This window comes from Burkholderia sp. GbtcB21 (assembly GCF_019091065.1).
Lineage (GTDB): Bacteria > Pseudomonadota > Gammaproteobacteria > Burkholderiales > Burkholderiaceae > Burkholderia > Burkholderia pyrrocinia_C.
Genome location: NZ_JAGXKA010000002.1, coordinates 425286 through 447681, shown reverse-complemented (window position 1 = coordinate 447681; position 22396 = coordinate 425286). Strand labels below are relative to the sequence as shown.

22 protein-coding genes are annotated in these 22396 nt (G+C 68.5%); 4 read left to right on the top strand and 18 right to left on the bottom strand.

Annotated elements, in window-relative coordinates; all coding sequences use genetic code 11:
* Positions 1–16: 16 nt before the first annotated feature.
* From galE to KVT39_RS06365, 4 genes are read right to left on the bottom strand one after another with little or no spacing between them, the layout of a single operon-like run.
* Positions 17–1039, bottom strand: coding sequence for a UDP-glucose 4-epimerase GalE (gene galE / locus KVT39_RS06380; protein ID WP_105393040.1), 1023 nt, complete (start codon positions 1037–1039; stop codon positions 17–19).
* A 14-nt stretch (positions 1040–1053) separates the two neighbouring features.
* A complete protein-coding gene (locus KVT39_RS06375; protein ID WP_217588168.1) occupies positions 1054–2190 on the bottom strand; it encodes a glycosyltransferase family 4 protein in 1137 nt (378 codons plus the stop codon).
* Between the two features lie 52 nt (positions 2191–2242).
* Complete coding sequence (locus KVT39_RS06370) at positions 2243–3067, bottom strand: glycosyltransferase (protein WP_175748766.1); 825 nt, start codon at positions 3065–3067, stop codon at positions 2243–2245.
* The gene (locus KVT39_RS06365; RefSeq protein WP_034183428.1) at positions 3064–4320 is read right to left on the bottom strand and encodes an oligosaccharide flippase family protein; all 1257 of its coding nucleotides are present in this window, start codon (positions 4318–4320) and stop codon (positions 3064–3066) included. The genes KVT39_RS06370 and KVT39_RS06365 overlap by 4 nt, the downstream gene beginning before the upstream one ends.
* Positions 4321–4568: 248 nt before the next feature.
* Here KVT39_RS06365 and KVT39_RS06360 point away from each other — a divergent pair, with 248 nt between their 5' ends.
* From KVT39_RS06360 to waaA, 4 genes are all read left to right on the top strand, one after another.
* A complete protein-coding gene (locus KVT39_RS06360) occupies positions 4569–5963 on the top strand; it encodes a phosphomannomutase/phosphoglucomutase (RefSeq protein WP_174420069.1) in 1395 nt (464 codons plus the stop codon).
* A 141-nt stretch (positions 5964–6104) separates the two neighbouring features.
* Positions 6105–7133, top strand: coding sequence for a lipopolysaccharide heptosyltransferase I (waaC, locus tag KVT39_RS06355; protein WP_306795565.1), 1029 nt, complete (start codon positions 6105–6107; stop codon positions 7131–7133).
* 25 nt (positions 7134–7158) lie between these two features.
* Entirely contained in the window at positions 7159–8043 is an 885-nt protein-coding gene (locus KVT39_RS06350; RefSeq protein ID WP_034182904.1) for a Kdo hydroxylase family protein, read from the top strand.
* 37 nt (positions 8044–8080) lie between these two features.
* The gene (gene waaA / locus KVT39_RS06345) at positions 8081–9427 is read left to right on the top strand and encodes a lipid IV(A) 3-deoxy-D-manno-octulosonic acid transferase (protein WP_131947830.1); all 1347 of its coding nucleotides are present in this window, start codon (positions 8081–8083) and stop codon (positions 9425–9427) included.
* Positions 9428–9490: 63 nt separating this feature from the next.
* Here the strand turns inward: waaA and ureG are convergent, their stop codons facing one another.
* The 14 genes from ureG to KVT39_RS06275 form a co-directional block, all read right to left on the bottom strand.
* Positions 9491–10138, bottom strand: coding sequence for an urease accessory protein UreG (gene ureG / locus KVT39_RS06340; protein WP_131947829.1), 648 nt, complete (start codon positions 10136–10138; stop codon positions 9491–9493).
* A gap of 17 nt (positions 10139–10155) precedes the next feature.
* Positions 10156–10836: an urease accessory protein UreF gene (locus KVT39_RS06335; protein WP_131947828.1), complete on the bottom strand. Its 681-nt coding sequence runs from the start codon at positions 10834–10836 to the stop codon at positions 10156–10158.
* Entirely contained in the window at positions 10823–11410 is a 588-nt protein-coding gene (ureE, locus tag KVT39_RS06330; protein ID WP_217588166.1) for an urease accessory protein UreE, read from the bottom strand. Before ureE ends, KVT39_RS06335 begins: the two co-directional genes overlap by 14 nt.
* 17 nt (positions 11411–11427) lie before the next feature.
* The gene (gene ureC / locus KVT39_RS06325) at positions 11428–13134 is read right to left on the bottom strand and encodes an urease subunit alpha (RefSeq protein ID WP_034182909.1); all 1707 of its coding nucleotides are present in this window, start codon (positions 13132–13134) and stop codon (positions 11428–11430) included.
* Positions 13135–13174: 40 nt separating this feature from the next.
* Complete coding sequence (locus KVT39_RS06320) at positions 13175–13480, bottom strand: urease subunit beta (protein ID WP_034182910.1); 306 nt, start codon at positions 13478–13480, stop codon at positions 13175–13177.
* Between the two features lie 8 nt (positions 13481–13488).
* The gene (gene ureA, locus KVT39_RS06315; RefSeq protein ID WP_034182911.1) at positions 13489–13791 is read right to left on the bottom strand and encodes an urease subunit gamma; all 303 of its coding nucleotides are present in this window, start codon (positions 13789–13791) and stop codon (positions 13489–13491) included.
* A 236-nt stretch (positions 13792–14027) separates the two neighbouring features.
* Positions 14028–14903, bottom strand: coding sequence for an urease accessory protein UreD (locus KVT39_RS06310; RefSeq protein ID WP_217588164.1), 876 nt, complete (start codon positions 14901–14903; stop codon positions 14028–14030).
* A gap of 142 nt (positions 14904–15045) precedes the next feature.
* Positions 15046–15738 (bottom strand): urea ABC transporter ATP-binding subunit UrtE, encoded by a 693-nt coding sequence (gene urtE, locus KVT39_RS06305; RefSeq protein WP_034182913.1) that lies wholly within the window; start codon positions 15736–15738, stop codon positions 15046–15048.
* A 4-nt stretch (positions 15739–15742) separates the two neighbouring features.
* A complete protein-coding gene (gene urtD, locus KVT39_RS06300) occupies positions 15743–16600 on the bottom strand; it encodes an urea ABC transporter ATP-binding protein UrtD (RefSeq protein ID WP_175748772.1) in 858 nt (285 codons plus the stop codon).
* The gene (gene urtC / locus KVT39_RS06295; protein WP_105393049.1) at positions 16597–17784 is read right to left on the bottom strand and encodes an urea ABC transporter permease subunit UrtC; all 1188 of its coding nucleotides are present in this window, start codon (positions 17782–17784) and stop codon (positions 16597–16599) included. The genes urtD and urtC overlap by 4 nt, the downstream gene beginning before the upstream one ends.
* A gap of 1 nt (position 17785) precedes the next feature.
* The gene (gene urtB, locus KVT39_RS06290; protein ID WP_105393050.1) at positions 17786–19405 is read right to left on the bottom strand and encodes an urea ABC transporter permease subunit UrtB; all 1620 of its coding nucleotides are present in this window, start codon (positions 19403–19405) and stop codon (positions 17786–17788) included.
* Between the two features lie 142 nt (positions 19406–19547).
* A complete protein-coding gene (urtA, locus tag KVT39_RS06285; protein ID WP_034182917.1) occupies positions 19548–20855 on the bottom strand; it encodes an urea ABC transporter substrate-binding protein in 1308 nt (435 codons plus the stop codon).
* Between the two features lie 466 nt (positions 20856–21321).
* Entirely contained in the window at positions 21322–21645 is a 324-nt protein-coding gene (locus KVT39_RS06280; protein ID WP_034182919.1) for a rhodanese-like domain-containing protein, read from the bottom strand.
* A gap of 14 nt (positions 21646–21659) precedes the next feature.
* The gene (locus KVT39_RS06275; RefSeq protein ID WP_034182920.1) at positions 21660–22316 is read right to left on the bottom strand and encodes a protein-L-isoaspartate O-methyltransferase; all 657 of its coding nucleotides are present in this window, start codon (positions 22314–22316) and stop codon (positions 21660–21662) included.
* Positions 22317–22396 lie beyond the last annotated feature (80 nt).

Sequence of the window (22396 nt, the reverse complement as noted above, 5' to 3'; positions counted from 1 at the left end):
AAAAATGGACAGCGGATTATACAAAACCGCGCGGGTTGCCCTCCTGCCATCGCCAGTGGTCGGCACACATTTCCTCGATGCCGAGCGTCGCGCGCCAGCCGATGATGTCGGCCGCGGCCTGCGGGTTCGCGTAGCACTCGGCGATGTCGCCCGGGCGGCGCGCGACGAGCTCGTACGGCACCGGGCGGCCCGATGCCTTCTCGAACGCGCGCACGACTTCGAGCACGCTGTAGCCCTGGCCCGTGCCGAGGTTCACGACGAAGCTCGCGTCGCGCTTCGCCAGTGCGTCGAGCGCGGCGATGTGCCCCTTCGCGAGATCGACGACGTGGATGTAGTCGCGCACGCCCGTGCCGTCCGGCGTCGGGTAGTCGGAGCCGAACACGCGCAGTTTTTCCAGCTTGCCGACTGCGACCTGCGCGACATACGGCATCAAGTTGTTCGGGATGCCGGCCGGATCCTCGCCGATCAACCCGCTCGCATGCGCGCCGACCGGGTTGAAGTAGCGCAGCGTCGCGATGCGCCACGACGGGTCGGACACCTCGAGATCGCGCAGGATCTGCTCGGCGATCAGCTTCGACTGGCCGTACGGGTTGGTCGCGGACAGCGGGAACGATTCGTCGATCGGCGAGCGCTCGGGCACGCCGTATACGGTCGCGGACGAACTGAACACGAACTGCTTGACGTTGCGCTCGCGCATGACCTTGAGCACGGCGAGCAGGCCGCCGATGTTGTTCTGGTAGTACTCGAGCGGTTTCGCGACCGATTCGCCGACGGCCTTGAGCGCCGCGAAGTGGATCGTGCCGGTGATCGGGTGCGCGTCGAACACCTTCGCGAGCGCGGCTTCGTCGCACACGTCGACCTGGTGGAACGCGGGCGTCCTGCCCGTGATCTGCTCGATGCGCCGCACGGATTCGGCCTTGCTGTTGACGAGGTTGTCGACGATCACGACATCGTAGCCGTTGTCGAGCAGCTCGACGGCCGTGTGCGAGCCGATGTAGCCCGCACCGCCGGTGACGAGGATGGTGCCTTTAGCGGTCATGCTGATGCGCTCCTTCAGAGGGTGATGCCTGTCAACGAATGAATGGTCTGCCGGTAACGTTCGACGACCTGCTGCTCGTCGAATTCCGCCGCGACCTTCTGCCGGCCGCGCGCGCCCATCGCGTCGCGTCCGGCCGTTCCGAGTTCGATCATGCGGAGCAGTTGCTCCGCGAGGCTCGCGCTGTCGCGCACGCGGCACAGGAAGCCCGTTTCGCCGTCGGCGACGACGTCGCGGCAGCCCGGCACGTCGGTCGCGACGATCGGGCGGCCCATCGCCGAGGCTTCCATCAGCGTGCGCGGCACGCCTTCGCGGTACGACGGCAGCACGACGCAGTCGGCGGCCGCGATATGCGGGCGCACGTCGTGCGCTTCGCCCAGATACTCGACGATGCCTTCGCCGACCCACGCGTCGACATCCGCGCGGTCGATCGCGCTCGGATTGTCGACGCCGAGCGGCCCGAGCAGCTGGAAGCGCGCGTTCGGGTAGCGGGCCCGCACGATGCGCGCGGCCTCCACATATTCGCGCACGCCCTTGTCCCACAGCAGCCGGCCGATCAGGATGAAGACGGGCGCGTCGCCGCCGGGCAGCGGCACGGGCGCGAACTGTTCGAGGTCGACGCCTTCGCCGTGCAGCAGCCGCGCGCGGTCGGGATGCGCGAGCAGCTGCTCGTCGGTGAACGTTGCGAGATCGTCGCGGTTCAGGAACCAGACTTCACGCGGGAAGCGGAACGCGAAGCGGTACAGGCGTTTCGCGACGCTGGCCGCGCGGCTTTTCTGGATGAATACATAACCGAGCCCCGTCGTCACCGCGATCGACGGCACGCGCGCGAGCCATGCGGCGACCGAGCCGTAGATGTTCGGCTTGATCGTGTAATGGAACACGAGATCGGGCTTCAGCGCACGGTAGTGACGCACCAGCGCGGCGAGCGTGCCGAGATCCTCGCGCGGGCTCGTGCCTTTCGATGCGACCGCGAGCGCCACGTAGCGGCAGCCCATCTGCTCGAGCAGCGGCACCGTGCGGTCGTGCGGCGCGATCACGATGACCTCGGCGCCGCGCGCGACGAGCGCACGGATCAAACCGTGGCGGTACGTGTAGATCGCCCAGGCCGTGTTGCAGACGAGCGCGATGCGCAGCGGGGAGGTGGCGGACATGAAAAAAGAAAAAAATAAAGCGTCGAAAATGCCGAAGGGGCCGGATCCGCGTTCAAGCGGACGGCCGCGCGGCGAACAGCGTCTGCTTGATCCGCTGCAGCGTGCGGTACGGCGTCACGAAATGCAGCAGGTTCTTGGCGAGGCCGGCCCAGTCGTACGGGTTCAGCGCATTGAAGTGGCTCAGCAGCAGCGACAGCGTCGACACCAGCTGGCGCCGGCGCTTGGTCGCGCTGATCCCGCCCTCGTTGAGTTCGTAATAAAGGCCGAGTTCCGGCAGGTTCGCGCAATCGTAGCGTTGCATTAACCGTAAAAAAAGATCGAGGTCCTCGGCCGCGCGGTATTTCGCGCGATAGTTGCCGACTTCCAGCACGGCGTCGATGCGCAGCATCACCGACGGATGCACGAGCGGCGAGCGCAGGAAGCGCGTGCGGCGCAGCGTGCGCGGATCGGCGGGCGGCGTCAGCATGAAGCGCGGCTCGCCGGCGCGCGATACGACCTGCGTCCACATGCCGACGCAGGCCACGCGCGAATGGGCGCCGAGATACGCGCGCTGTTTCGCGAGGCGCTGCGGCGCGGCGAGATCGCCCGCGTCGATGCGCGCCGCATAACGAAAGCCGCGTGCCGCGAGCGCGTCGATGCCGGCCGCGAGCGCGCGCTCGATGCCGCCGTTGCGCGGCATGCGCAGCACCTCGATCGCGAGGCCGGGCAGGTCGGGCGCGACGATCGGCGGCGTGCTGCCGTCGTCGACGATCAGCACGTGCACGGGCGCGTCCTCGCGAAACGACGCGAGGGTCCGGACGACGTCGTCGTGCCCGTTGTAGGCCGGCATCAGCACGGCCACGTCGTCGAGCGGGGGCGGGCAATCGGATGACGTCATGTTTGCAGCTTGAAACGGATGTAATAAAAATTGACGGCGGCCGCGGCCAGGTAGCCGGCCGCCAGCCCGACGAGCGCGCCGTACAGGCCGAGCCGCGGGATCGCGAACAGGTTGACGAGCGCGGCGATCGCGAGCGCGAGCAGCCATTTCGACAGCAACACGAATTTTGCTTGATATTTGAGAACGATAAGATTGCCTATCGCCTCGATGCCGGCCGGCACGGACAGCCAGACGGCCCAGCGGAAGATGTCGACCGAGGCCTCGTAGCCGCGGCCGAACACCTTGCCGACGATCAGCGGGGCGGCCGCGTCGAGCACGAGCGCGCCGGCCGTCATCAGGCAGGCCGTCATCGCGATCAGACGGACGATGTTGCGGCGCAGCCGCGCGACGTCCTGCACGCGGTAGACGAATGCGGGCGCGATCGTCTGCGCGAGCATCAGCGCGAGCGTGATCCAGTTCTCGTTGAGCTGCTGCGCGGCCGAGTAGCGGCCGAGGTCGGCGAACGACACGTGGCGCTCGAGCATCAGGCGGTCGAGCTTCAGGAACAGGTACATGCAGATGAGGCCGAGCCAGAACACGGTGCCGGCCGTCGCAAAGTGCCTGAACAGCGGTTTATCGAACGTCCAGCCGAGCGCGCCGCCGTTACGATGCCGGTAGTAGAGCAGCAGCGCGAAGCCGATCGCGGCGGCCTCGAGCGCCCACAGCCACCCGAAGCGCGCGGGGCCGGCGGCCGCACGGACCAGTAGCCAGACGAGCAGCGCCTTCGCCAGCGCGGTGATCATGCTGGTGACGAGCTGCGGCTTGCTGTAGGTGAGGCTTTGCAGCCACGCGTTGATCACGCCGACGAACGGCTCGCGGAACACCATCGTGACCGCCAGGCCCGCGAGCATCGCGCCGACCAGCGGATCGAAGGCGCCCGCGGCGATCGCGATCCAGGTCGCGACGAGCGCGGCGGCCGAGACGGCGATGCGCAGCGCGAATGCGCTGCCGAGCACCGCGCCGAGCTGGGCAGGCGGGCGCTGGACGATGGTCGGAACGAGGATTTCCGCGCCGCACACCCAGGTGAGCGGCGCCAGTACCAGGAGGAGCGTATTCGCATACTGCCATTTGCCGAACACGTCCGGCCCGAAATAACGGGCCAGAAGACCGCTGATCGCGATCGCGACGCCGATCTGCGTCAGCCGTTCGAGCCCCAGCCAGACGAGGTTCGCGACGGCCTTCGCGACATCCGGGTTGCCGAAGCGCTTCAGCATGCGCGGCGGCCGCATGTACGCGGGGCGGCCGGCAGGGCGCCCGGAGGCTGCGGGTTGGCGGCGGCGGGTCGGCTAGGCATTAAAATGGGCGACATGCGCGTCATCAAAACCCGCGATTATAAGTGGGATCGGGGCCGCTCCAGCCGTTCCGTTCCTTGTTTCGCAGGGGCCTGCCTGTATCATGCGCGGCGCCGGCGAGACGCGGCCAGACAATTTTCCATGCACGCAACCGAGAGAGAAGAGAATCGATGATCTCCCAATCCATCTTCAAGGCATATGACATTCGTGGCGTGGTCGGCAAGACGCTCGACGTCGACACGGCGCGCGGGATCGGCCGGGCATTCGGCAGCGAAGTGCGCGCCCAGGGCGGCGACGCGGTCGTCGTCGCGCGCGACGGCCGCCTGTCCGGCCCCGAACTCGTCGGCGCACTCGCCGACGGCCTGCGTGCAGCGGGCGTCGACGTCGTCGACGTCGGCATGGTGCCCACGCCGGTCGGTTATTTCGCGGCGAGCGTGCCGCTTGCGCTGAAGGGCGGCGAGCGCCGCATCGATTCGTGCATCGTCGTCACGGGCAGCCACAACCCGCCCGACTACAACGGCTTCAAGATGGTGCTGCGCGGCGCCGCGATCTACGGCGAGCAGATCCAGGCGCTGTACCGCCGCATCGTCGACGAGCGCTTCGAGACGGGCAGCGGCACCTACGAGCAGGTCGACGTCGCCGATCAGTACATCGCGCGCATCGTCGGCGACGTGAAGCTCGCGCGGCCGATCAAGCTCGTCGTCGACGCCGGCAACGGCGTCGCGGGCCCGCTCGCGACGCGCCTGTTCAAGGCGCTCGGCTGCGAACTCGTCGAGCGCTTCACCGACATCGACGGCACGTTCCCGAACCACCACCCCGATCCCGCGCACCCGGAAAACCTGCAGGACGTGATCCAGGCGCTGAAGGACACCGATGCCGAGCTCGGCTTCGCGTTCGACGGCGACGGCGACCGCCTCGGCGTCGTCACGAAGGACGGCCAGATCATCTATCCGGACCGCCAGCTGATGCTGTTCGCGGAAGAGGTGCTGTCGCGCAACCCGGGCGCGCAGATCATCTACGACGTGAAGTGCACGCGCAACCTCGCGCAGTGGGTGAAGTCGAAGGGCGGCGAGCCGCTGATGTGGAAGACGGGCCACTCGCTCGTGAAGGCGAAGCTGCGCGAGACGGGTGCGCCGCTCGCCGGCGAAATGAGCGGCCACGTGTTCTTCAAGGATCGCTGGTACGGCTTCGACGACGGCCTCTACACGGGCGCGCGCCTGCTCGAGATCCTCACGAAGACGGCCGATCCGAGCGCGCTGCTGAACGGTCTGCCGGACGCGATGAGCACGCCCGAGCTGCAGCTGTGGCTCGAAGAGGGCGAGAACTTCCGCCTGATCGACAAGCTGCAGAAAGAGGCGAAGTTCGACGGCGCAGAGGAAGTCGTGACGATCGACGGCCTGCGTGTCGAGTACCCGGACGGCTTCGGCCTCGCGCGTTCGTCGAACACGACGCCGGTCGTCGTGATGCGTTTCGAGTCGGAGACGCAGGAAGGGCTCAAGCGCATCCAGGAGGACTTCCGCCGCGTGCTGACGGCCGCGAAGCCGGACGTCAAGCTGCCGTTCTGAGCGTCGGCGGCCTGCGGGCCGCCAACGGCGCGGCGGCCGATTTAGCGGTCGCGCCATCCCCGAAAAGCGGCGCACGCGACAGCGTGCGGCCGCTTTTTGTCTGTCTGCTCCCCCGGGCGAGATAAAATCGCTCCTTTATGTCTGTCGCCGGCTGTCAGCCGGCGTTTTTTCAGCGTGCAAAAGATCCTGATCGTGCGTGTGTCGTCGCTGGGCGACGTCGTGCACAACATGCCGGTGATCGCCGATATCCGGCGCCGCCACCCCGATGCGCAGATCGACTGGCTCGTCGAGGAAAGCTTCGTCGACCTCGTGCGGCTCGTCGACGGCGTGCGCGAGGTGCTGCCGTTCTCGCTGCGCCGCTGGCGCAAGAAGCCGTTCTCGGGCGCGACGTGGCGCGAGATCCGCGCATTCCGCCGGCGCCTCGCGGCCGAGCAGTACGACCTCGTGATCGACTGCCAGGGCCTCATCAAGACGGCCTGGGTCGCGAGCTGGGCGCGCGGCCCGCTCGTCGGGCTCGGCAACCGCACCGACGGCGCCGGCTACGAATGGCCGGTGCGTTTCTTCTACCGCAAGCGCGTGCCGATCGCGCCGCGCACGCACGTCGTCGAGCGCTCGCGGCAACTCGTCGCGGCCGCGCTGGGCGACCCGGCGCCGACGCCGGCCGATCCGGTCGACTTCGGCCTCGACACGCGCGCGGCGGCGCTCGCGGTGGCCGCGCTCGGCCTGAACCTGCCGGTGCCGTACGTGGTGTTCGTCCATGCGACGTCGCGCGCCGACAAGCAGTGGCCGGACGCCGCGTGGATCGAGCTCGGCCAGGCGCTCGTGCGGCGCGGCGCGTCGCTCGTGCTGCCGTGGGGCAACGACGCGGAGCGCGCGACGAGCGAGCGGCTCGCGAAGGAGTTCGGCGCGGCGGCGATCGTGCCGCCGAAGCTGTCGCTGCCGGCCGTGGTCGGTCTGATCGACGGCGCGGCCGCAACCGTCGGGGTTGATACAGGTCTGGTTCACATCGCGGCCGCGCTGAAGCGTCCGACGGTCGAACTGTACAATTTCGCGACGGCCTGGCGGACCGGCGGCTACTGGTCGCCGAACGTCGTCAATCTCGGCACCGCGGGGCAACCCCCGTCGATCGCGCAGGTGAAGTCGGCGCTCGCGGGCTTCGGTCTCCTGTAACGCCTGTCAATTACGCGAACCGATCATGAGCGAATCCCAGATCATCGAAGTCCCGTCCGCCGACTGGAGCGGACACAACCTGTCGGCACCGCGCGAGCAACTGCTGGCCGCGGTCGAGGAAGGTAAGGTGCTGTATTTCCCGCATCTGCGCTTCGCGATCGAAGGCGGCGAGGAAGCGCTGCTCGATCCGGCGCTCGCCGATCCGAAACGCAAGAACATCAGCCTCGCGCCGAACGGCGGCGCGCTCGCCGGCGTGCTCGGCGACAGCGTCACGCAGTCGGCCGTGCGCGCGCTCGTCGCGCGCTTCCAGCAGCAGGCCGGCACGCTCGTCGACGGCCTGTTCCCCGAATACCGCGGCAAGCTGCGCGTCGCGCCGACGAGCCTGCGGCTGATGCGGGTCGAGACGCGCCAGACGTCATGGCGCAAGGATGACAGCCGGTTGCACGTCGACGCGTTCCCGTCGCGGCCGAACTACGGCGAGCGCATCCTGCGCGTGTTCACGAACGTGAACCCGGCCGGCGCACCACGCGTGTGGCGCGTGGGCGAGCCGTTCGAGGACGTCGCGAAGCGTTTCCTGCCGCGCATCAGGCCGCAGCTCCCCGGTTCCGCGTGGCTGCTGAACCTGCTGCACGTGACGAAGTCGCCGCGCAGCGCGTACGACCACCTGATGCTGAACCTGCACGACGGCATGAAGGCCGATCTCGACTACCAGAAGACGAGCCCGCAGCAGACGATGCCGTTCCCGCCGGGCAGCGTGTGGATATGTTTCTCGGACCAGACTTCGCACGCTGTGATGTCCGGCCAGTTCATGCTCGAGCAGACCTTCTTCCTGCCGGTCGATGCGATGGTCCGCCGCGAATGCGCGCCGCTCGGCATTCTCGAGCGCCTGACGGGCAGGGCGCTGGTTTGAGCGCGCACCTGCTTCGAAGCAATACGAGGGCCGCCGCATGCTGAGGGCGATCTATCGCGCGCTGTGGTGGCTCGTCGCGCCCGTCGCGGTCATCCGGCTCTATGTGCGCTCGCGCAAGGAGCGCGGCTATCGCGAGCACATCGGCGAACGCTTCGGCCGCGTGGCGGGCCGCTCGCGCGACGACCGTGCGCCGCTGATCTGGGTGCATGCGGTATCGGTCGGCGAGACGCGCGCCGCGCAGCCGCTGATCGACGCGCTGATGCACGCGCGCCCCGATGCGCGCATCCTGCTCACGCACATGACGCCGAGCGGCCGCGCGACCGGCGAACAGATCTTCGGCGATCGCGTGCTGCGCTGCTACCTGCCGTACGACATGCCGGGCCTGGTGCGGCGCTTCCTGCACGCATGGCGGCCGACGCTCGGCCTCGTGATGGAAACCGAGGTGTGGCCGACGCTGATCGACGAGTGCCGCCGTGCGGACGTGCCGCTCGTGCTGACCAATGCGCGGATGTCCGCGCGGTCGTTCCGGCGCGCGGCGAAGTTCGGCGCGGCGACGCGCGACGTGTTCGGCGGCTTCTCGCGCGTGCTCGCGCAGAGCCCGGCCGATGCGGAGCGGCTGACGTCGCTCGGCGCACGCAACGTGACCGTGCTCGGCAACCTGAAGTTCGACATGGCGACGCCGCCGGAACTCGCGGCGCGCGGCCATGCGTGGCGCGACGCGATCGGCGCGCGGCCCGTGTGGGTCGCCGCCAGCACGCGCGAGAACGAGGAGGCGCTGGTGCTGCAGGCGTTCGCCGCGATGCGCACGCCCGGCGCGCTGCTGGTGCTCGTGCCGCGCCACCCGCAGCGTTTCGCCGAGGTCGAGGCGCTCGTCGAGCGCAGCGGGCTCAAGTGCGTGCGACGCTCGGCATGGGCGGCCGACACGGCCGCGCTCGCGGCCGGCCACCCGGCTGCCGAACCGCTGCCGGGCGACGTGACGGTGCTGCTCGGCGATTCGATGGGCGAACTCGGCGCGTACTACGCGGCCGCCGACGTCGCGTTCATCGGCGGCAGCCTGCTGCCGCTCGGCGGACAGAACCTGATCGAAGCGTGCGCGGTCGGCGTGCCGGTGCTGATCGGCCCGCACGTGTTCAACTTCACGCAGGCAACCGCCGACGCGGTCGCGGCCGGCGCGGCGATGCAGGTCGAGGATCCGCTCGATCTCGCGCACGTGCTCGACGCGCTGTTCGCCGACAAGGCGCGGCGCATCGCGATGGGCGCGGCTGGCGCGGCCTTCGCGGCGCGTCACCGCGGCGCGACCGCGCGCACGGTCGACGTGCTCGCGGCGCTGCTGCCGCCCGCCGAACGCGGCGAGCGTGAGCAGCAGGACACTTCCGACAAATAGACGAAGGCGGCGCAATGCCGCCCCGGGCATGCGTGGCGGCGTCGTGTGCCGCCGCCGCGCCGCTCAGGCCGTCAGCAAGCCCTTCTTCTCGATGAACGCGATTACGTCCGCGACGCCGTCGAGCGCCTTCAGGTTCGTCATCACGTAAGGCCGCTCGCCGCGCATCTTCTTCGTGTCGGAGGCCATCACGTCGAGGTTCGCGCCGACCAGCGGCGCGAGATCAGTCTTGTTGATCACGAGCAGGTCGGACTTCGTGATGCCGGGGCCGCCCTTGCGCGGAATCTTCTCGCCGCCCGCGACGTCGATCACGTAGATCGTCAGGTCCGACAGCTCGGGGCTGAACGTCGCCGCGAGATTGTCGCCGCCCGATTCGATGAACACGATGTCGGCGTCGGGAAAGCGCGACAGCATCCGGTCGACGGCCTCTAGGTTGATCGATGCATCCTCGCGGATCGCCGTATGCGGGCAGCCGCCCGTCTCGACGCCCATGATGCGTTCCTCGGGCAGCGCGCCCGCAACCGTCAGCAGCCGCTGGTCTTCCTTCGTATAGATGTCGTTGGTGATCGCGACGAGGTCGTAGCGGTCGCGCATCGCCTTGCACAGCATTTCGAGCAGCGTGGTCTTGCCGGAGCCGACGGGGCCGCCGATGCCGACGCGCAGCGGCGGCAGTTTCTTCGTGCGGCGGGCGGAGGAGGGAGCAGGTGCGTTCATGGCGAATAGCGTCGTGTTCAGGAGCGGAACAACCGCGAGTACTGGGTTTCGTGCCGCGCGGACAGGATGCCGAGCTGCGGCGCGAACGTGTTGACGGCGTCGGGCGGCGTCGCGAGCGCGCGGCGCACGGCCGCGTCGATCGCGCCGCGCAGCGCGACGATGATGCGTTGCCCGGCGAGCTGGCCGAGCGGCACGGCCTTCAGCGCGGCGGACGTCTGGTTCTCGACCCAGCCGAATGCGTACGCGGCGAGCGTCGCGTCGGCGCTCGCGTCGTGTGCGGCGGCCGCGTATGCGAATGCGGTCGGCAGTGCGATCGGCGACATCGACGCGAGCGTCGCGCGGTGCGCGGCATCGCCCCATTCGAGCGATGCGCAGAGCTGCGCGAGCGACCAGCCCATCTGCTCGGTCTCGCGGTGCAGTTCCGCCGATTCGCGGCTCGCGATGAACCACGTGTTTTCGGCGGCGAGCGCGTGCGCGTCATGCGCGTGCCAACGCGCGAGCTGGTGCGCGAGGAACGGCAGCTCGCCGTGCGCGAGCACGTCGGTCAGGCCGCTCGCGATCCAGTCGCGTGCCGAATCGGCGTCGTGGATCAGGTTCGCGTCGAGCGCAGCTTCGAGGCCCTGCGAGTAGCTGTACGCGCCGATCGGCAGCGCCGGCGACGCGAGGTGCAGCAGCGCGACGAGTTCAGTGGTGGTCATGGCCGTGGCCGTGCGTGCATCCGGGACCATGCTGATGATCGTGATCGTGCGAATGCCCGTGGTGCTCGCCGAACACCTGCTGCGCGAGCGCGTAGTCCTCGGCGAACGTCGCGTCGTGCCCGTGCTTGTGGCCGCCGCCGTACGCGCCGGCTTCCGGCTGGAACGGCGCGTTCGCTGCTTCGACCTGCGTGCCGAGCCGGCGCAGCATGTCCGCGAGCACCGGATCGGCTTCGAGCTTCAGGTAGCCGTCGCCGATCTCGACCGGCGTGTGACGGTTGCCGAGGTGGTACGCGGCGCGCATCAGCGTGAGCGGATCGGCCGCGCGCACGAGCAGCACGGCTTCGGGCGCCGCGGCGACGCGCACGAGCGCGCCGTCGTCGGCGACGAGCACGTCGCCGTCGCGCAGCACGGTGCCGCGCGGCAGCAGCACCGCGACGTCCTCGCCGGTGTCGAGCGTCGCCGCGAGGCGGCTCTTGCAGCGGGCGTCATACGCGAGCGTGAGAGTCGGTGCGCGCGCGACGAGCGACGCGGCGAGTTTCACGTTCGGGGCAATGCGTTTGTCGAGGGTGCGCATAAAACGAAAACCGGAAATCAGAACAGGAAATAGCGCTGCGCCATCGGCAGCACCGTCGCCGGCTCGCAGGTGAGCAACTGGCCGTCGGCGATCACATCGTAGGTTTCAGGATCGACGCTGATCGATGGGCGCCATGCGTTGTGAATCATGTCGGCCTTCGTCACGTTGCGGCAGTTGCGCACCGGCACGATCCGCTTCGCGAGGCCGTAGCGTTCCGCGATGCCCGCATCGGCCGCCATCTGCGACACGAAGGTCAGCGACGTGCGCGCGAGCGCACCGCCGCGCGTCGCGAACATCTCGCGATAGTGGACGGGCTGCGGCGTCGGGATCGACGCGTTCGGGTCGCCCATCTGCGCGACCGCGATCATCCCGCCCTTCAGGATCATCGACGGCTTGATCCCGAAGAACGCGGGTTCCCACAGCACGAGGTCGGCCCACTTGCCGGGCTCGATCGAACCGACTTCGTGCGCGATGCCGTGCGTGATCGCCGGGTTGATCGTGTACTTTGCGACGTAGCGCTTCGCGCGGAAGTTGTCGTTGCGCGCGCCGTCCCCGGGCAGCGCGCCGCGCTGCACCTTCATCTTGTGCGCGGTCTGCCACGTGCGGATGATCACTTCGCCGACGCGGCCCATCGCCTGCGAATCGGACGACAGCATCGACAGCGCGCCGAGATCGTGCAGGATGTCCTCGGCCGCGATCGTCTCGCGGCGAATCCGCGATTCGGCGAACGCGAGATCCTCGGCGATCGACGGATCGAGGTGATGGCACACCATCAGCATGTCGAGATGCTCGTCGAGCGTGTTGATCGTGTACGGGCGCGTCGGGTTGGTCGACGACGGCAGCACGTTCGCCTCGCCGCACACCTTCAGGATGTCGGGCGCATGGCCGCCGCCCGCGCCTTCGGTGTGGTACGTGTGGATCGTGCGGCCCTTGAATGCGGCGACCGTCGATTCGACGAAGCCGGCTTCGTTCAGCGTGTCGGTGTGGATCGCGACCTGCGTATCGGTGTCGTCCGCGACCGACAGGCAGTTGTCGATCGCGGCGGGCGTCGTGCCCCAGTCCTCGTGCAGCTTCAGCCCGATCGCGCCGGCCGCGATCTGCTCGACGAGCGGCTCGGGCAGGCTCGCATTGCCCTTGCCGAGAAAGCCGAGGTTGATCGGCCAGCCGTCGGCGGCTTGCAGCATCCGCTCCATGTGCCACGGGCCCGGCGTGCAGGTCGTCGCGTTGGTGCCGGTGGCCGGCCCCGTGCCGCCGCCGAGCATCGTCGTGACGCCCGATGCGAGCGCCTCGTCGATCTGCTGCGGGCTGATGAAGTGGATGTGCGTGTCGATGCCGCCGGCCGTCACGATCAGTCCTTCGCCGGCGATCACTTCGGTCGCGGCGCCGATCGCGATCGTCACGCCCGGCTGGATGTCCGGGTTGCCGGCCTTGCCGATCGCGGCGATGCGGCCGTGCTTGATCGCGATGTCGGCCTTCACGATGCCCCAGTGATCGAGGATCACCGCGTTCGTGATGACCGTGTCGGGCACATCGGCGGATACGCGCTGCGACTGGCCCATCCCGTCGCGGATCACTTTCCCGCCGCCGAATTTCACTTCCTCGCCGTAGGTCGTGAAGTCGCGTTCGATCTCGATCAGCAGTTCGGTATCGGCGAGCCGGACGCGGTCGCCCGTCGTCGGCCCGAACATTTCCGCGTACGCGCGGCGGCTCAAGCGTAGTGTCATCTCGTGATGTTCCTGAAGACCTGAAGAATGGGGCGCGCGCTCAGAGCGGCCCCATCACCTTGCCCTGAAAACCGTAGACGGCGCGGTCGCCCGCGAGCGCGACGAGCTCGACGGTGCGCGTCTGGCCCGGCTCGAAGCGCACGGCCGTGCCGGCCGCGATATTGAGCCGGAAGCCGCGTGCGGCCGCGCGGTCGAACGACAGTGCGTCGTTGACTTCGAAGAAGTGGTAATGCGAGCCGACCTGCACCGGGCGGTCGCCGGTGTTCGCGACGACGAGCGTCAGCGTTTCGCGGCCCGCGTTCAGTTCGTGCTCGCCGTCGTCGGTGAGGATTTCGCCGGGGATCATGCGTTGCCTCACGGAATCGGGTGGTGGACGGTCACGAGCTTCGTGCCGTCGGGGAAGGTCGCCTCGACCTGGATGTCGGGAATCATTTCGGCCACGCCGTCCATCACGTCGTCGCGCGTGAGCAGCGTCGTGCCGTAGTGCATCACCTCGGCAACCGTCTTGCCGTCGCGCGCGGCTTCCATCAGCGCGGCGGTGATGAAGGCGACCGCCTCCGGATAGTTGAGCTTCAGGCCGCGCGCGCGACGGCGTTCGGCCAGCAGCGCCGCCGTGAAGATCAGCAGCTTGTCCTTTTCTCGGGGAGTCAGTTTCATGAAGGCAAACGTTCAGGAAAACGTAATTTTTATCGGTGCGCGCCCAACCGGGCGGACGTGCAGATCATCGTAGCACCGCGCCGTTTTGCGCGCGCCGTGTATCGGTTATGTAAGCAGCAAGGCGCGTGCCATGTGCATGGAACGCAGCGCGATGCGCGTTCGTGGTGCGCGGTGCATGGATAGCGTGCAGCGTCGGATGTGGGGATGCGCCGAAACGGTGCGCGGCGCGGGCGCGCTCAGGTTTGCCAGAGGCGCAGCGGCCGTGCGTCGACGCCGTGCACGATCGGCCGCAGATGCAGCCAGCAATCGGTGAAATGGCGCTGCAGCGCTTCCATCGACGTCGACAGTGCGCGCACGAGCACGACGCCGGGCGTTACGCAGGTTGCGCCCGCGCGCAGCGTGTCGTCGAACGGCATCCGCGCAGCGAGCGATTCGGCCAGTGCGGCGTCGCACGCGGCGCCGGCGGCCCACAGCGTGCCGTACGCGGGAAAACCCGCGAGGCCCTGCAGCGCGCCGCGCAGCGGATCGTGCGCGTCGAGCAGCGCGCGCTCGGTCCACAGTGGCCGGCCGTCGGCACCGACGAGCGCGGAGGTCGACGCGATACGGCCCGCCGACCAGGTTTCGCCGGCCGCCTGCCGGCCGAGCTGCGTCGCGTCCCAGCCGATCGCGCTCGCGCCTGCGCCGAGCGTCACCGTGAAGTCGAGCGCGGCGTGCGCTGCGTCGAAGAACAGGTTGTTCTGCGGCAGCCAGTCGAGCTTCGCGTGCTCGCCGACGGTAATGCCGATGCGCTGCGTCGCATCGAGGCCGTTCGACTTGTACCACTTGGTCGCGCCGGGCGTCGTCAGCACCGCGTGCGTGCCGGCACCGAGCGCGATGCCGATGTCGAGCCGGTCGCCGCCCGCGACGCCGCCAGGCGGGTGGACGATCACAGCATGGCAGATCGCGTCGCCTTCCGGGTACAGCGGCCGCTGCACGCGCAGCGGGCCGTCGTGCAGCCGGTGCGCGAGCGTCGTGCGTGCGCCGTGCCGCTCGAAGCCGAGCTCGAGGCGGCCGCGCCACGACTTGGCGACGGCGGGGCGGGACAGCGGGGCGTGGGAATCGGGGGCGGACATCGGCGGCGAGCGGGAAACGAGAGAAACGGGCGCGAAGGACGTGGATGCTACCGGAACAATAATCCAGATGCCGCGTTCGTTGAAAGCGCCGCATGCGGCCGCATCGCGAACCGGCCGCCCGTGCCCGCTGCCGCGCTGCGCGTCACACCGCGATCAGTTCGCGCACGCCGTTCGTCTCCATGTCGCGCGCATCGCCGCCCGCGACGATCTCGCCGCGGCTCATCACCCAGTAGCGGTCCGCGATCGAGCGCGCGAAATCGTAATACTGCTCGACGAGCAGCACAGTCATGTTCGATTCGTCGACGAGCTGGCGCAGCGTGCGGCCGATGTCCTGGATGATCGACGGCTGGATGCCCTCGGTCGGCTCGTCGAGGATCAGCAACTGCGGCTCGCTCATCAGCGCGCGGCCGATCGCGAGCTGCTGCTGCTGGCCGCCCGACAGGTCGCCGCCGCGCCGCGCGCGCATGTCCTTCAGCACCGGGAACAGGTCGTAGATGCGGTCTGGCACCTTCGACGGCGCCTTGCGGCTCGCCGCGCCGACGAGCAGGTTTTCCTCGACGGTCAGCCGCGGAAAGATGTCGCGGCCCTGCGGCACGTATGCGAGCCCGGCCGCGACGCGCGCATACGGCGGCAGCGCGCCGAGCGCGGTGCCGCGCCACGACACGGTGCCGCTCTTCGCGGCGACGACACCCATCAGGCAGCGCAGCAGCGTGCTCTTGCCGACGCCGTTGCGGCCGAGCAGCACGGTGAGCTTGCCATCGTCGGCGGCGAGGTTCACGTTGCGCAGGATATGGCTGCCGCCGTAATACTGGTTCAGACCTTCGATCTTCAGCATCGCATCATCGTCCGAGATAAGACTCGATCACCGCGTCGTCGCGCTTGACCTGGTCGAGCGTGCCTTGCGCAAGCACCGCGCCTTCGGCCATCACCGTCACGCGGCCGGTGTCGCCGGCGAGCGCCGCGACGAATTCCATGTCGTGCTCGACGACCATCATCGAGCAGGTGCCGCGCAGCGTGTTCAGCAGTTCGGCGAGTTCCATCGTCTCGTGGTCGGTCATCCCGGCGGCCGGTTCGTCGAGCAGCAGCAGCGCGGGGCGCTGCATCAGCAGCATGCCGATCTCGAGCCGCTGCTTCTGACCGTGCGACAGCTCGCCGGCTGCACGAAACGCATGGCTTTCGAGGCCGATCAGCGCGAGCGTCTCCTCGATCTTCGCCTGCGCGGTGCGGTCGAGCCGCGCGCGCAGCGACGCGAGCCAGCCCTTGTCGGTCTGCATCGCGAGTTCGAGGTTTTCCCACACCGGATGCTGCTCGAACACGGTCGGCTTCTGGAACTTGCGGCCGATACCCGCGCGCGCGATCTCCGGCTCGCTCATCCGCGCGAGGTCGAGCGTCTGGCCGAGGAACACATTGCCGGCGTCGGGGCGCGTCTTGCCGGTGATCACGTCCATCATCGTCGTCTTGCCCGCGCCGTTCGGGCCGATCACGCAGCGCAGCTCGCCCGCGTCGATCGCGAGCGACAGTTTCTTCAGCGCGCGGAAGCCGTCGAAGCTCACCTCGATATCCTCGAGGTAGAGGATCGTGCCGTGCGACGTGTCGATGCCGGGCGGCACGACGCGACCCATCGATGCGGTGCCGCTGATGGCCAGCAGTTCGTCTTCCGGCGGCGGCGTGAATTGGTAGAGGGCCGTTCCGTTCATGCGCGTTTCCCCTTCGCGAGCACGGTTTCGACGAGACCCATGATCCCGCGCGGCAGCAGCAGCGGCACGAGCACGAAGATCAGGCCGAGGAAGAACAGCCAGTATTCGGCGAAGTACGCGGTAAACAGGCTCTTCGCGCCGTTCACCGCGAACGCGCCGACGATCGGCCCGATCAGCGTGCCGCGCCCGCCCACCGCGACCCAGATCGCCATCTCGATCGAGTTGCCGGGCGACATCTCGCCGGGATTGATGATGCCGACCTGCGGCACGTACAACGCGCCGGCGATGCCGCACAGCACGGCCGACACGGTCCACACGAACAGCTTGTACGCGAGCGGGCTGTAGCCGAGGAACATCAGCCGCGTCTCGCCGTCGCGCACCGCGGTGACGACGCGCCCGAGCTTGCTCGTGACGATCGCGCGCGCGGCGATGAACGCGAGCACCAGCGTCGCGAACGTCAGCAGCAACAGCACCGTGCGCGTGCCGGGCGACGTGATCGCGAAACCGGCGATGCGCTTGAAGTCGGTGAAGCCGTTGTTGCCGCCGAAGCCCGTCTCGTTGCGATAGAACAGCAGCATCGCGGCGAACGTCAGCGCCTGCGTGATGATCGACAGGTACACGCCTTTCACGCGCGAGCGGAACGTGAAGAAGCCGAACACCCACGCGAGCACGGCAGGCACGAGCACGACGAGCGCGAGTGCCCACGCGAGATGCTGCGTGCCGCTCCAGTACCACGGCAGTTGATGCCAGTCGAGGAACACCATGAAGTCGGGCAGGTCGCTGCCGTACTTGCCGTCGCGGCCGATCTCGCGCATCAGGTACATGCCGATCGCATAGCCGCCGAGCGCGAAGAAGAGGCCATGGCCGAGGCTAAGAATCCCGCAGTAGCCCCATACGAGATCGAGCGCGAGTGCGGCGATCGCGTAGCACATCAGCTTGCCGGCGAGCGTCATCGCGTAGGCGGACAGATGGAATGCGCTCGCCTCGGGCGCGACGAGCGCGGCGAGCGGCACGCCGACGCCGATCGCGATGCACAGCGCGACGAGCGCGAGCCACGCGCGGCGCGACAGCAGCGCAGGGCGCGGCGGCAGGCCGAGCGCGAAGCCGTCTGCCGCGCGTGCGGCTGAAGCGGGCTTCGGTGTGCCGGCGACCGGGTTCGACATCGAATCGGTTACGAAAGTCACGTCAAGCCTCCGCGCTGCGGCCCTTCGGGGCGAACATGCCCTGAGGACGTTTCTGGATGAACAGCACGATCATCACGAGCACCGCGATCTTCGCGAGCACGGCGCCCCAGAACGGCTCGATCGCCTTGCTCGCGAGGCCGAGCCCGAAGCCGCCGAGCACGGTGCCGGCGATCTGCCCGACACCGCCGAGCACGACCGCCATGAACGAATCGATGATGTAGTTCTGGCCGAGATCGGGGCCCACGTTGCCGATCTGCGACAGCGCGCAGCCGCCGAGGCCGGCGATGCCCGCGCCGAACGCGAACGCATACGCGTCGACGCGTGCGGTCTTCACGCCGACGCACGCGGCCATCCGGCGGTTCTGCGTGACCGCGCGCACGAACAGGCCGAGCCGCGTCTTCGTCAGCACGGCCCACGCGACGAACACCACCGCAAGCGCGAACGCGAGGATCGCGAGCCGGTTGTACGGCAGGATCAGGTTCTGCATCACGGTCACGCCGCCGCTCATCCACGACGGGTTCACGACCTGCACGTTCTGCGCGCCGAACAGCATGCGCGTCGCCTGGATCAGGATCAGGCTCACGCCGAAGGTTGCGAGCAATGTCTCGAGCGGGCGGCCGTACAGGTGCCGCAGCACGAGCCGTTCGAGCACGATGCCGACGAGCGCGGCCGTCGCGAACGACACGGGCACGGCGACGAGCGGATACCAGTCGAATGCGCCGGGCGCATAGCGCTGGATCAGCGTCTGCACGACATAGGTTGCGTACGCACCGATCATCAGGAATTCGCCGTGCGCCATGTTGATCACGCCGATCAGCCCGTACGTGATCGCGAGGCCGAGCGCGGCGAGCAGCAGCACGCTGCCGAGCGACAGGCCCGCGAACAGCGTGCCGACGATCTCGCCGCGGCGCTGCAGCGAATGCAATGCGTCGAGCCCTTGCTGCGCGGCATCGCGCACGCGCGCGTCGGGCTCCGCGTAGCTGCCGTCCGCGTTCTTCGCGACGAGCGGGCGCAGTTGTTCGATCATGTCGAGGTTGCTGCGCGCGGCCACCACCTGGACGGCTTCGAGGCGTTTCGCCGGATCGGCATCGTGCAGCGCGGCGATCGCCCACAGTGCGTCGAGCCGGCGCTTCAGCGCGGGATCGGTTTCCTTCGCGCGCGCGCGGTCGATCATCGGCTTGAGTGCCGGGTCCGGCGACTTCAGCAGCGCATCGATCGCGTCGCGTCGCGCGGCGACGTCGGGCGATGCGAGCGCGAGGCCCGACAGCGCACCCGCGATCTTCGTGCGCAGCAGGTTGTTCAGCATCACGGGCTGCGCGTCGCCGGCCGGCGTCGCGGCCTGCGTGAGCGCGTCGTGCGCGGTGTCGCCGCTCTGGATCAGCAGGCGGCCGTCGCCGGTCGCGAGCGCGTCGCCGGTCGACAGCGCGTTGAGCACGGCAACGGCGCGCGGATCGGCATCGGCGGCGAGCCGGTCGATCGCGGACGTCTTCGCGTCGAAGTCGTCGCCGGCAAGCGCGGCGGTATCGGCGGCCGTCAGCGCGAACGCGGCACGCGGCAGTGCACCCGCGAGGGCGGCGCACGCGACGATCGCGACGGCGGCTCGGCGAAAGCGGATAGGCATCGGGAGATCCTGTCGGGCGTGGGAAAGCGGATTCATGCGGCGAGGCGCCGGCGCTTGCGGTTCGTCACCGCAGGCGCGGCCGGCGCGTCGGCACCGGCATGCGAGCGGCACGTCACGCCGGTGCGCGACGCGCCGCACCGCGTCAGGCCAGCGCCGCGCGCTGCCGGCGCAGGAACGCGGGGATCGACGAGACGATGTCCGGCTTGCCCTGGTTGCCTGCGATGAACGGGCTCCACGGCTGCGCGCGCACCGCGGTCTTCGTCTTCCATACGACGTTGAACTGCCCGTCGCCGCGGATCTCGCCGATCATCACCGGCTTGTGCAGGTGATGGTTGCCGTCCATCGCGAGCGTGAAGCCCGACGGCGCGGCGACGGTCTGGCCGATCATCGCGACGCGCACCTTGTCGACGTCGGTGCTCTTCGCCTTCTCGACGGCCTGCTTCCACATGTGGATGCCCACGTAGGTCGCTTCCATCGGGTCGTTGGTCACGCGCTTCGCGCCGCCCGGCAGGTTGTTCGCCTTCACCCAGGCGGCGAACTGGTCCTTGAACTTGGTGTTGGTCGGGTTCTTCACCGACATGAAGTAGTTCCACGCGGCGAGATGGCCGACGAGCGGCTTCGTGTCGATCCCGCGCAGTTCCTCCTCGCCGACCGAGAACGCGACGACCGGCACGTCGGTCGCCTTGATGCCCTGGTTGCCGAGCTCCTTGTAGAACGGCACGTTCGAGTCGCCGTTGATCGTCGAGATCACGGTCGTCTTGCCGCCCTGCGAGAAGGTCTTGATGTTCGCGACGATGGTCTGGTAATCGCTGTGGCCGAACGGCGTGTAGACCTCCTGAATGTCGGCATCCTTCACGCCCTTCGATTTCAGGAACGCGCGCAGGATCTTGTTGGTCGTGCGCGGATACACGTAGTCGGTGCCGAGCAGGAAGAAGCGCTTCGCGCCGCCGCCTTCCGCGCTCATCAGGTACTCGACGGCCGGAATCGCCTGCTGGTTCGGCGCGGCGCCCGTGTAGAACACGTTGCGCGACATTTCCTCGCCTTCGTACTGCACCGGGTAGTAGAGCAGCCCGTTCAGTTCCTCGAACACCGGCAGCACGGACTTGCGCGACACCGAGGTCCAGCAGCCGAACACGCACGCGACCTTGTCCTGCGTGAGCAGCTGGCGCGCCTTCTCGGCGAACAGCGGCCAGTTCGACGCGGGATCGACCACCACGGGCTCGAGCTTGCGACCCATCACGCCGCCGCTCTTGTTGATGTCGGCGATCGTCATCAGCGCGGTGTCCTTCAGCGACGTCTCCGAGATCGCCATCGTGCCCGACAGCGAGTGCAGGATGCCGACCTTGATCGGGCCGGTGCCCGCATCGGCCGCGTGCGCGAACGGGCTCTTGCCCGCCAGCGCGAGCGCGCCGGCCATCGAACCGAACTTCAACAGACTGCGACGTTTCATCGGGTTCCCCTTGACGTGTTGGATGTGCGTGCGCCGTGGCGGCGCCGGCCATCAGGTAACGCAAGGCATGTGCCAGTCCGCATGCATGCACGCCGGACGTGCCGGTGCGGGCGAACGCGCGGTGCGCGTGACGCTTCGTGCGGCATCAATGGTCCGTTGCGGTGCAGGTTCGCGGGCGCAAATGGTGCACGGACGCGCTTCACCGTTCCGGTGCCTGCACGCGCTACCGGAACGGTGCGATGGAGCGCTATACGGGCGATACGGGCGACATCGCGTGTTCTCGTCGCAGATCGTCATCGACGACGCGCAGATTGCCGGGCTGTTCGCGGTCGTCGCCGATGCGCTGAAGGAAACGGAGCAGGGCGGGAAAGAGAAACGGGCGCGCAGCGCGCGCCCGTTCGGCGGATCGTGTGGCCGGCGCGGCGCCGGTCACCGTATGGCGGCGCGCGATGCGCCGCCGGAGAGATCAGTAACGCGGCACGGACGGATCGACGTCGCGCGACCACGCGTCGATCCCGCCTTGCAGGTTGTACAGCTTCGTGAAGCCGCGCGATTCGAGGAACATCGCGACCTGCGCGCTGCGCATCCCGTGATGGCACACGCAGACGATTTCCGCTTCGTCGTCGAGCTCTTCGCTGCGCGCGGGAATCTGCTGCATCGGGATCGACATGCTGCCGGCGATCTGCGCGGTCGCGATTTCCCAAGGCTCGCGCACGTCGAGCACGATCGGCGCGGGGCGCGCCGTATCGCCGAGCCATTCCGCGAGCATTGCGGGCGTCAGGATCTGCATGGAGGCTCCGCCGCTCAGAACTTGAAGCGCGACGGCTCGATCGCGTTGACGAGGTGGTCGATGTAGGTTTCGAACACGTCGGCGACGCGGTACTGCTTGTCGTCGATGCGCGTGATGATCTGCGCCTTCATCACCGGACGGCCGCCGACGAATGCCGACAGGCGGCCGCCGACCTTCAGCTGTTCGAGCATTTCCTGCGGCACGACGGGCAGGCCGCCCGCGACGCAGATCACGTCGTACGGCGCCTTGCCGGCCCAGCCGCGCGAACCGTCGCCGAGCACGACTTCCGCGTTGGTCACGCCGTCGTTGCGAAGGTTGTCTTCCGCGAACTTCGCGATCGCCGGATCGATCTCGACGGCCGTCACGTGCTGCGCGCGATGCGCGAACAGCGCGGCCAGGTAGCCCGAGCCCGCGCCGATCAGCAGCACGTTCTCGTGCTTCTTGACCGTCAGCTCCTGCAGCACACGCGCTTCGACGCGCGGGAACAGCATCTTGCTGGTGCCGCCGGGCAGCGGCAGTTCGAGATCGGCGAACGCGAGATCGCGGTATTCGGGTTGAACGTAGTTTTCACGCTTGACGATCGACAGCAGGCCCAGGACGTCCAGATCCAGCACGTCCCACGGACGGATCTGCTGTTCGATCATGTTGAAACGCGCGTTTTCGATATTCATGGTGTGGTCACGCAGCCTGGTCGGCCATCAGCGGGGGTAGATAAACTACGCGATTGTACCAAACAGGGCGGCGGTCAAGC

What these genes read in the sequence shown, in the direction of transcription:
- KVT39_RS06370 (WP_175748766.1), bottom strand. Translation starts at nt 3,067, where the DNA reads ATGACGTCATCCGATTGCCCGCCCCCGCTCGACGACGTGGCCGTGCTG.
- KVT39_RS06320 (WP_034182910.1), bottom strand. Translation starts at nt 13,480, where the DNA reads ATGATCCCCGGCGAAATCCTCACCGACGACGGCGAGCACGAACTGAAC.
- ureG (WP_131947829.1), bottom strand. Translation starts at nt 10,138, where the DNA reads ATGAACGCACCTGCTCCCTCCTCCGCCCGCCGCACGAAGAAACTGCCG.
- galE (WP_105393040.1), bottom strand. Translation starts at nt 1,039, where the DNA reads ATGACCGCTAAAGGCACCATCCTCGTCACCGGCGGTGCGGGCTACATC.
- urtB (WP_105393050.1), bottom strand. Translation starts at nt 19,405, where the DNA reads ATGCCTATCCGCTTTCGCCGAGCCGCCGTCGCGATCGTCGCGTGCGCC.
- KVT39_RS06280 (WP_034182919.1), bottom strand. Translation starts at nt 21,645, where the DNA reads ATGCAGATCCTGACGCCCGCAATGCTCGCGGAATGGCTCGGCGATACG.
- KVT39_RS06375 (WP_217588168.1), bottom strand. Translation starts at nt 2,190, where the DNA reads ATGTCCGCCACCTCCCCGCTGCGCATCGCGCTCGTCTGCAACACGGCC.
- KVT39_RS06365 (WP_034183428.1), bottom strand. Translation starts at nt 4,320, where the DNA reads ATGCTGAAGCGCTTCGGCAACCCGGATGTCGCGAAGGCCGTCGCGAAC.
- urtE (WP_034182913.1), bottom strand. Translation starts at nt 15,738, where the DNA reads ATGCTGAAGATCGAAGGTCTGAACCAGTATTACGGCGGCAGCCATATC.
- KVT39_RS06335 (WP_131947828.1), bottom strand. Translation starts at nt 10,836, where the DNA reads ATGACCACCACTGAACTCGTCGCGCTGCTGCACCTCGCGTCGCCGGCG.
- KVT39_RS06360 (WP_174420069.1), top strand. Translation starts at nt 4,569, where the DNA reads ATGATCTCCCAATCCATCTTCAAGGCATATGACATTCGTGGCGTGGTC.
- ureA (WP_034182911.1), bottom strand. Translation starts at nt 13,791, where the DNA reads ATGAAACTGACTCCCCGAGAAAAGGACAAGCTGCTGATCTTCACGGCG.
- ureC (WP_034182909.1), bottom strand. Translation starts at nt 13,134, where the DNA reads ATGACACTACGCTTGAGCCGCCGCGCGTACGCGGAAATGTTCGGGCCG.
- KVT39_RS06310 (WP_217588164.1), bottom strand. Translation starts at nt 14,903, where the DNA reads ATGTCCGCCCCCGATTCCCACGCCCCGCTGTCCCGCCCCGCCGTCGCC.
- urtD (WP_175748772.1), bottom strand. Translation starts at nt 16,600, where the DNA reads ATGAACGGAACGGCCCTCTACCAATTCACGCCGCCGCCGGAAGACGAA.
- urtA (WP_034182917.1), bottom strand. Translation starts at nt 20,855, where the DNA reads ATGAAACGTCGCAGTCTGTTGAAGTTCGGTTCGATGGCCGGCGCGCTC.
- KVT39_RS06275 (WP_034182920.1), bottom strand. Translation starts at nt 22,316, where the DNA reads ATGAATATCGAAAACGCGCGTTTCAACATGATCGAACAGCAGATCCGT.
- KVT39_RS06350 (WP_034182904.1), top strand. Translation starts at nt 7,159, where the DNA reads ATGAGCGAATCCCAGATCATCGAAGTCCCGTCCGCCGACTGGAGCGGA.
- waaA (WP_131947830.1), top strand. Translation starts at nt 8,081, where the DNA reads ATGCTGAGGGCGATCTATCGCGCGCTGTGGTGGCTCGTCGCGCCCGTC.
- ureE (WP_217588166.1), bottom strand. Translation starts at nt 11,410, where the DNA reads ATGCGCACCCTCGACAAACGCATTGCCCCGAACGTGAAACTCGCCGCG.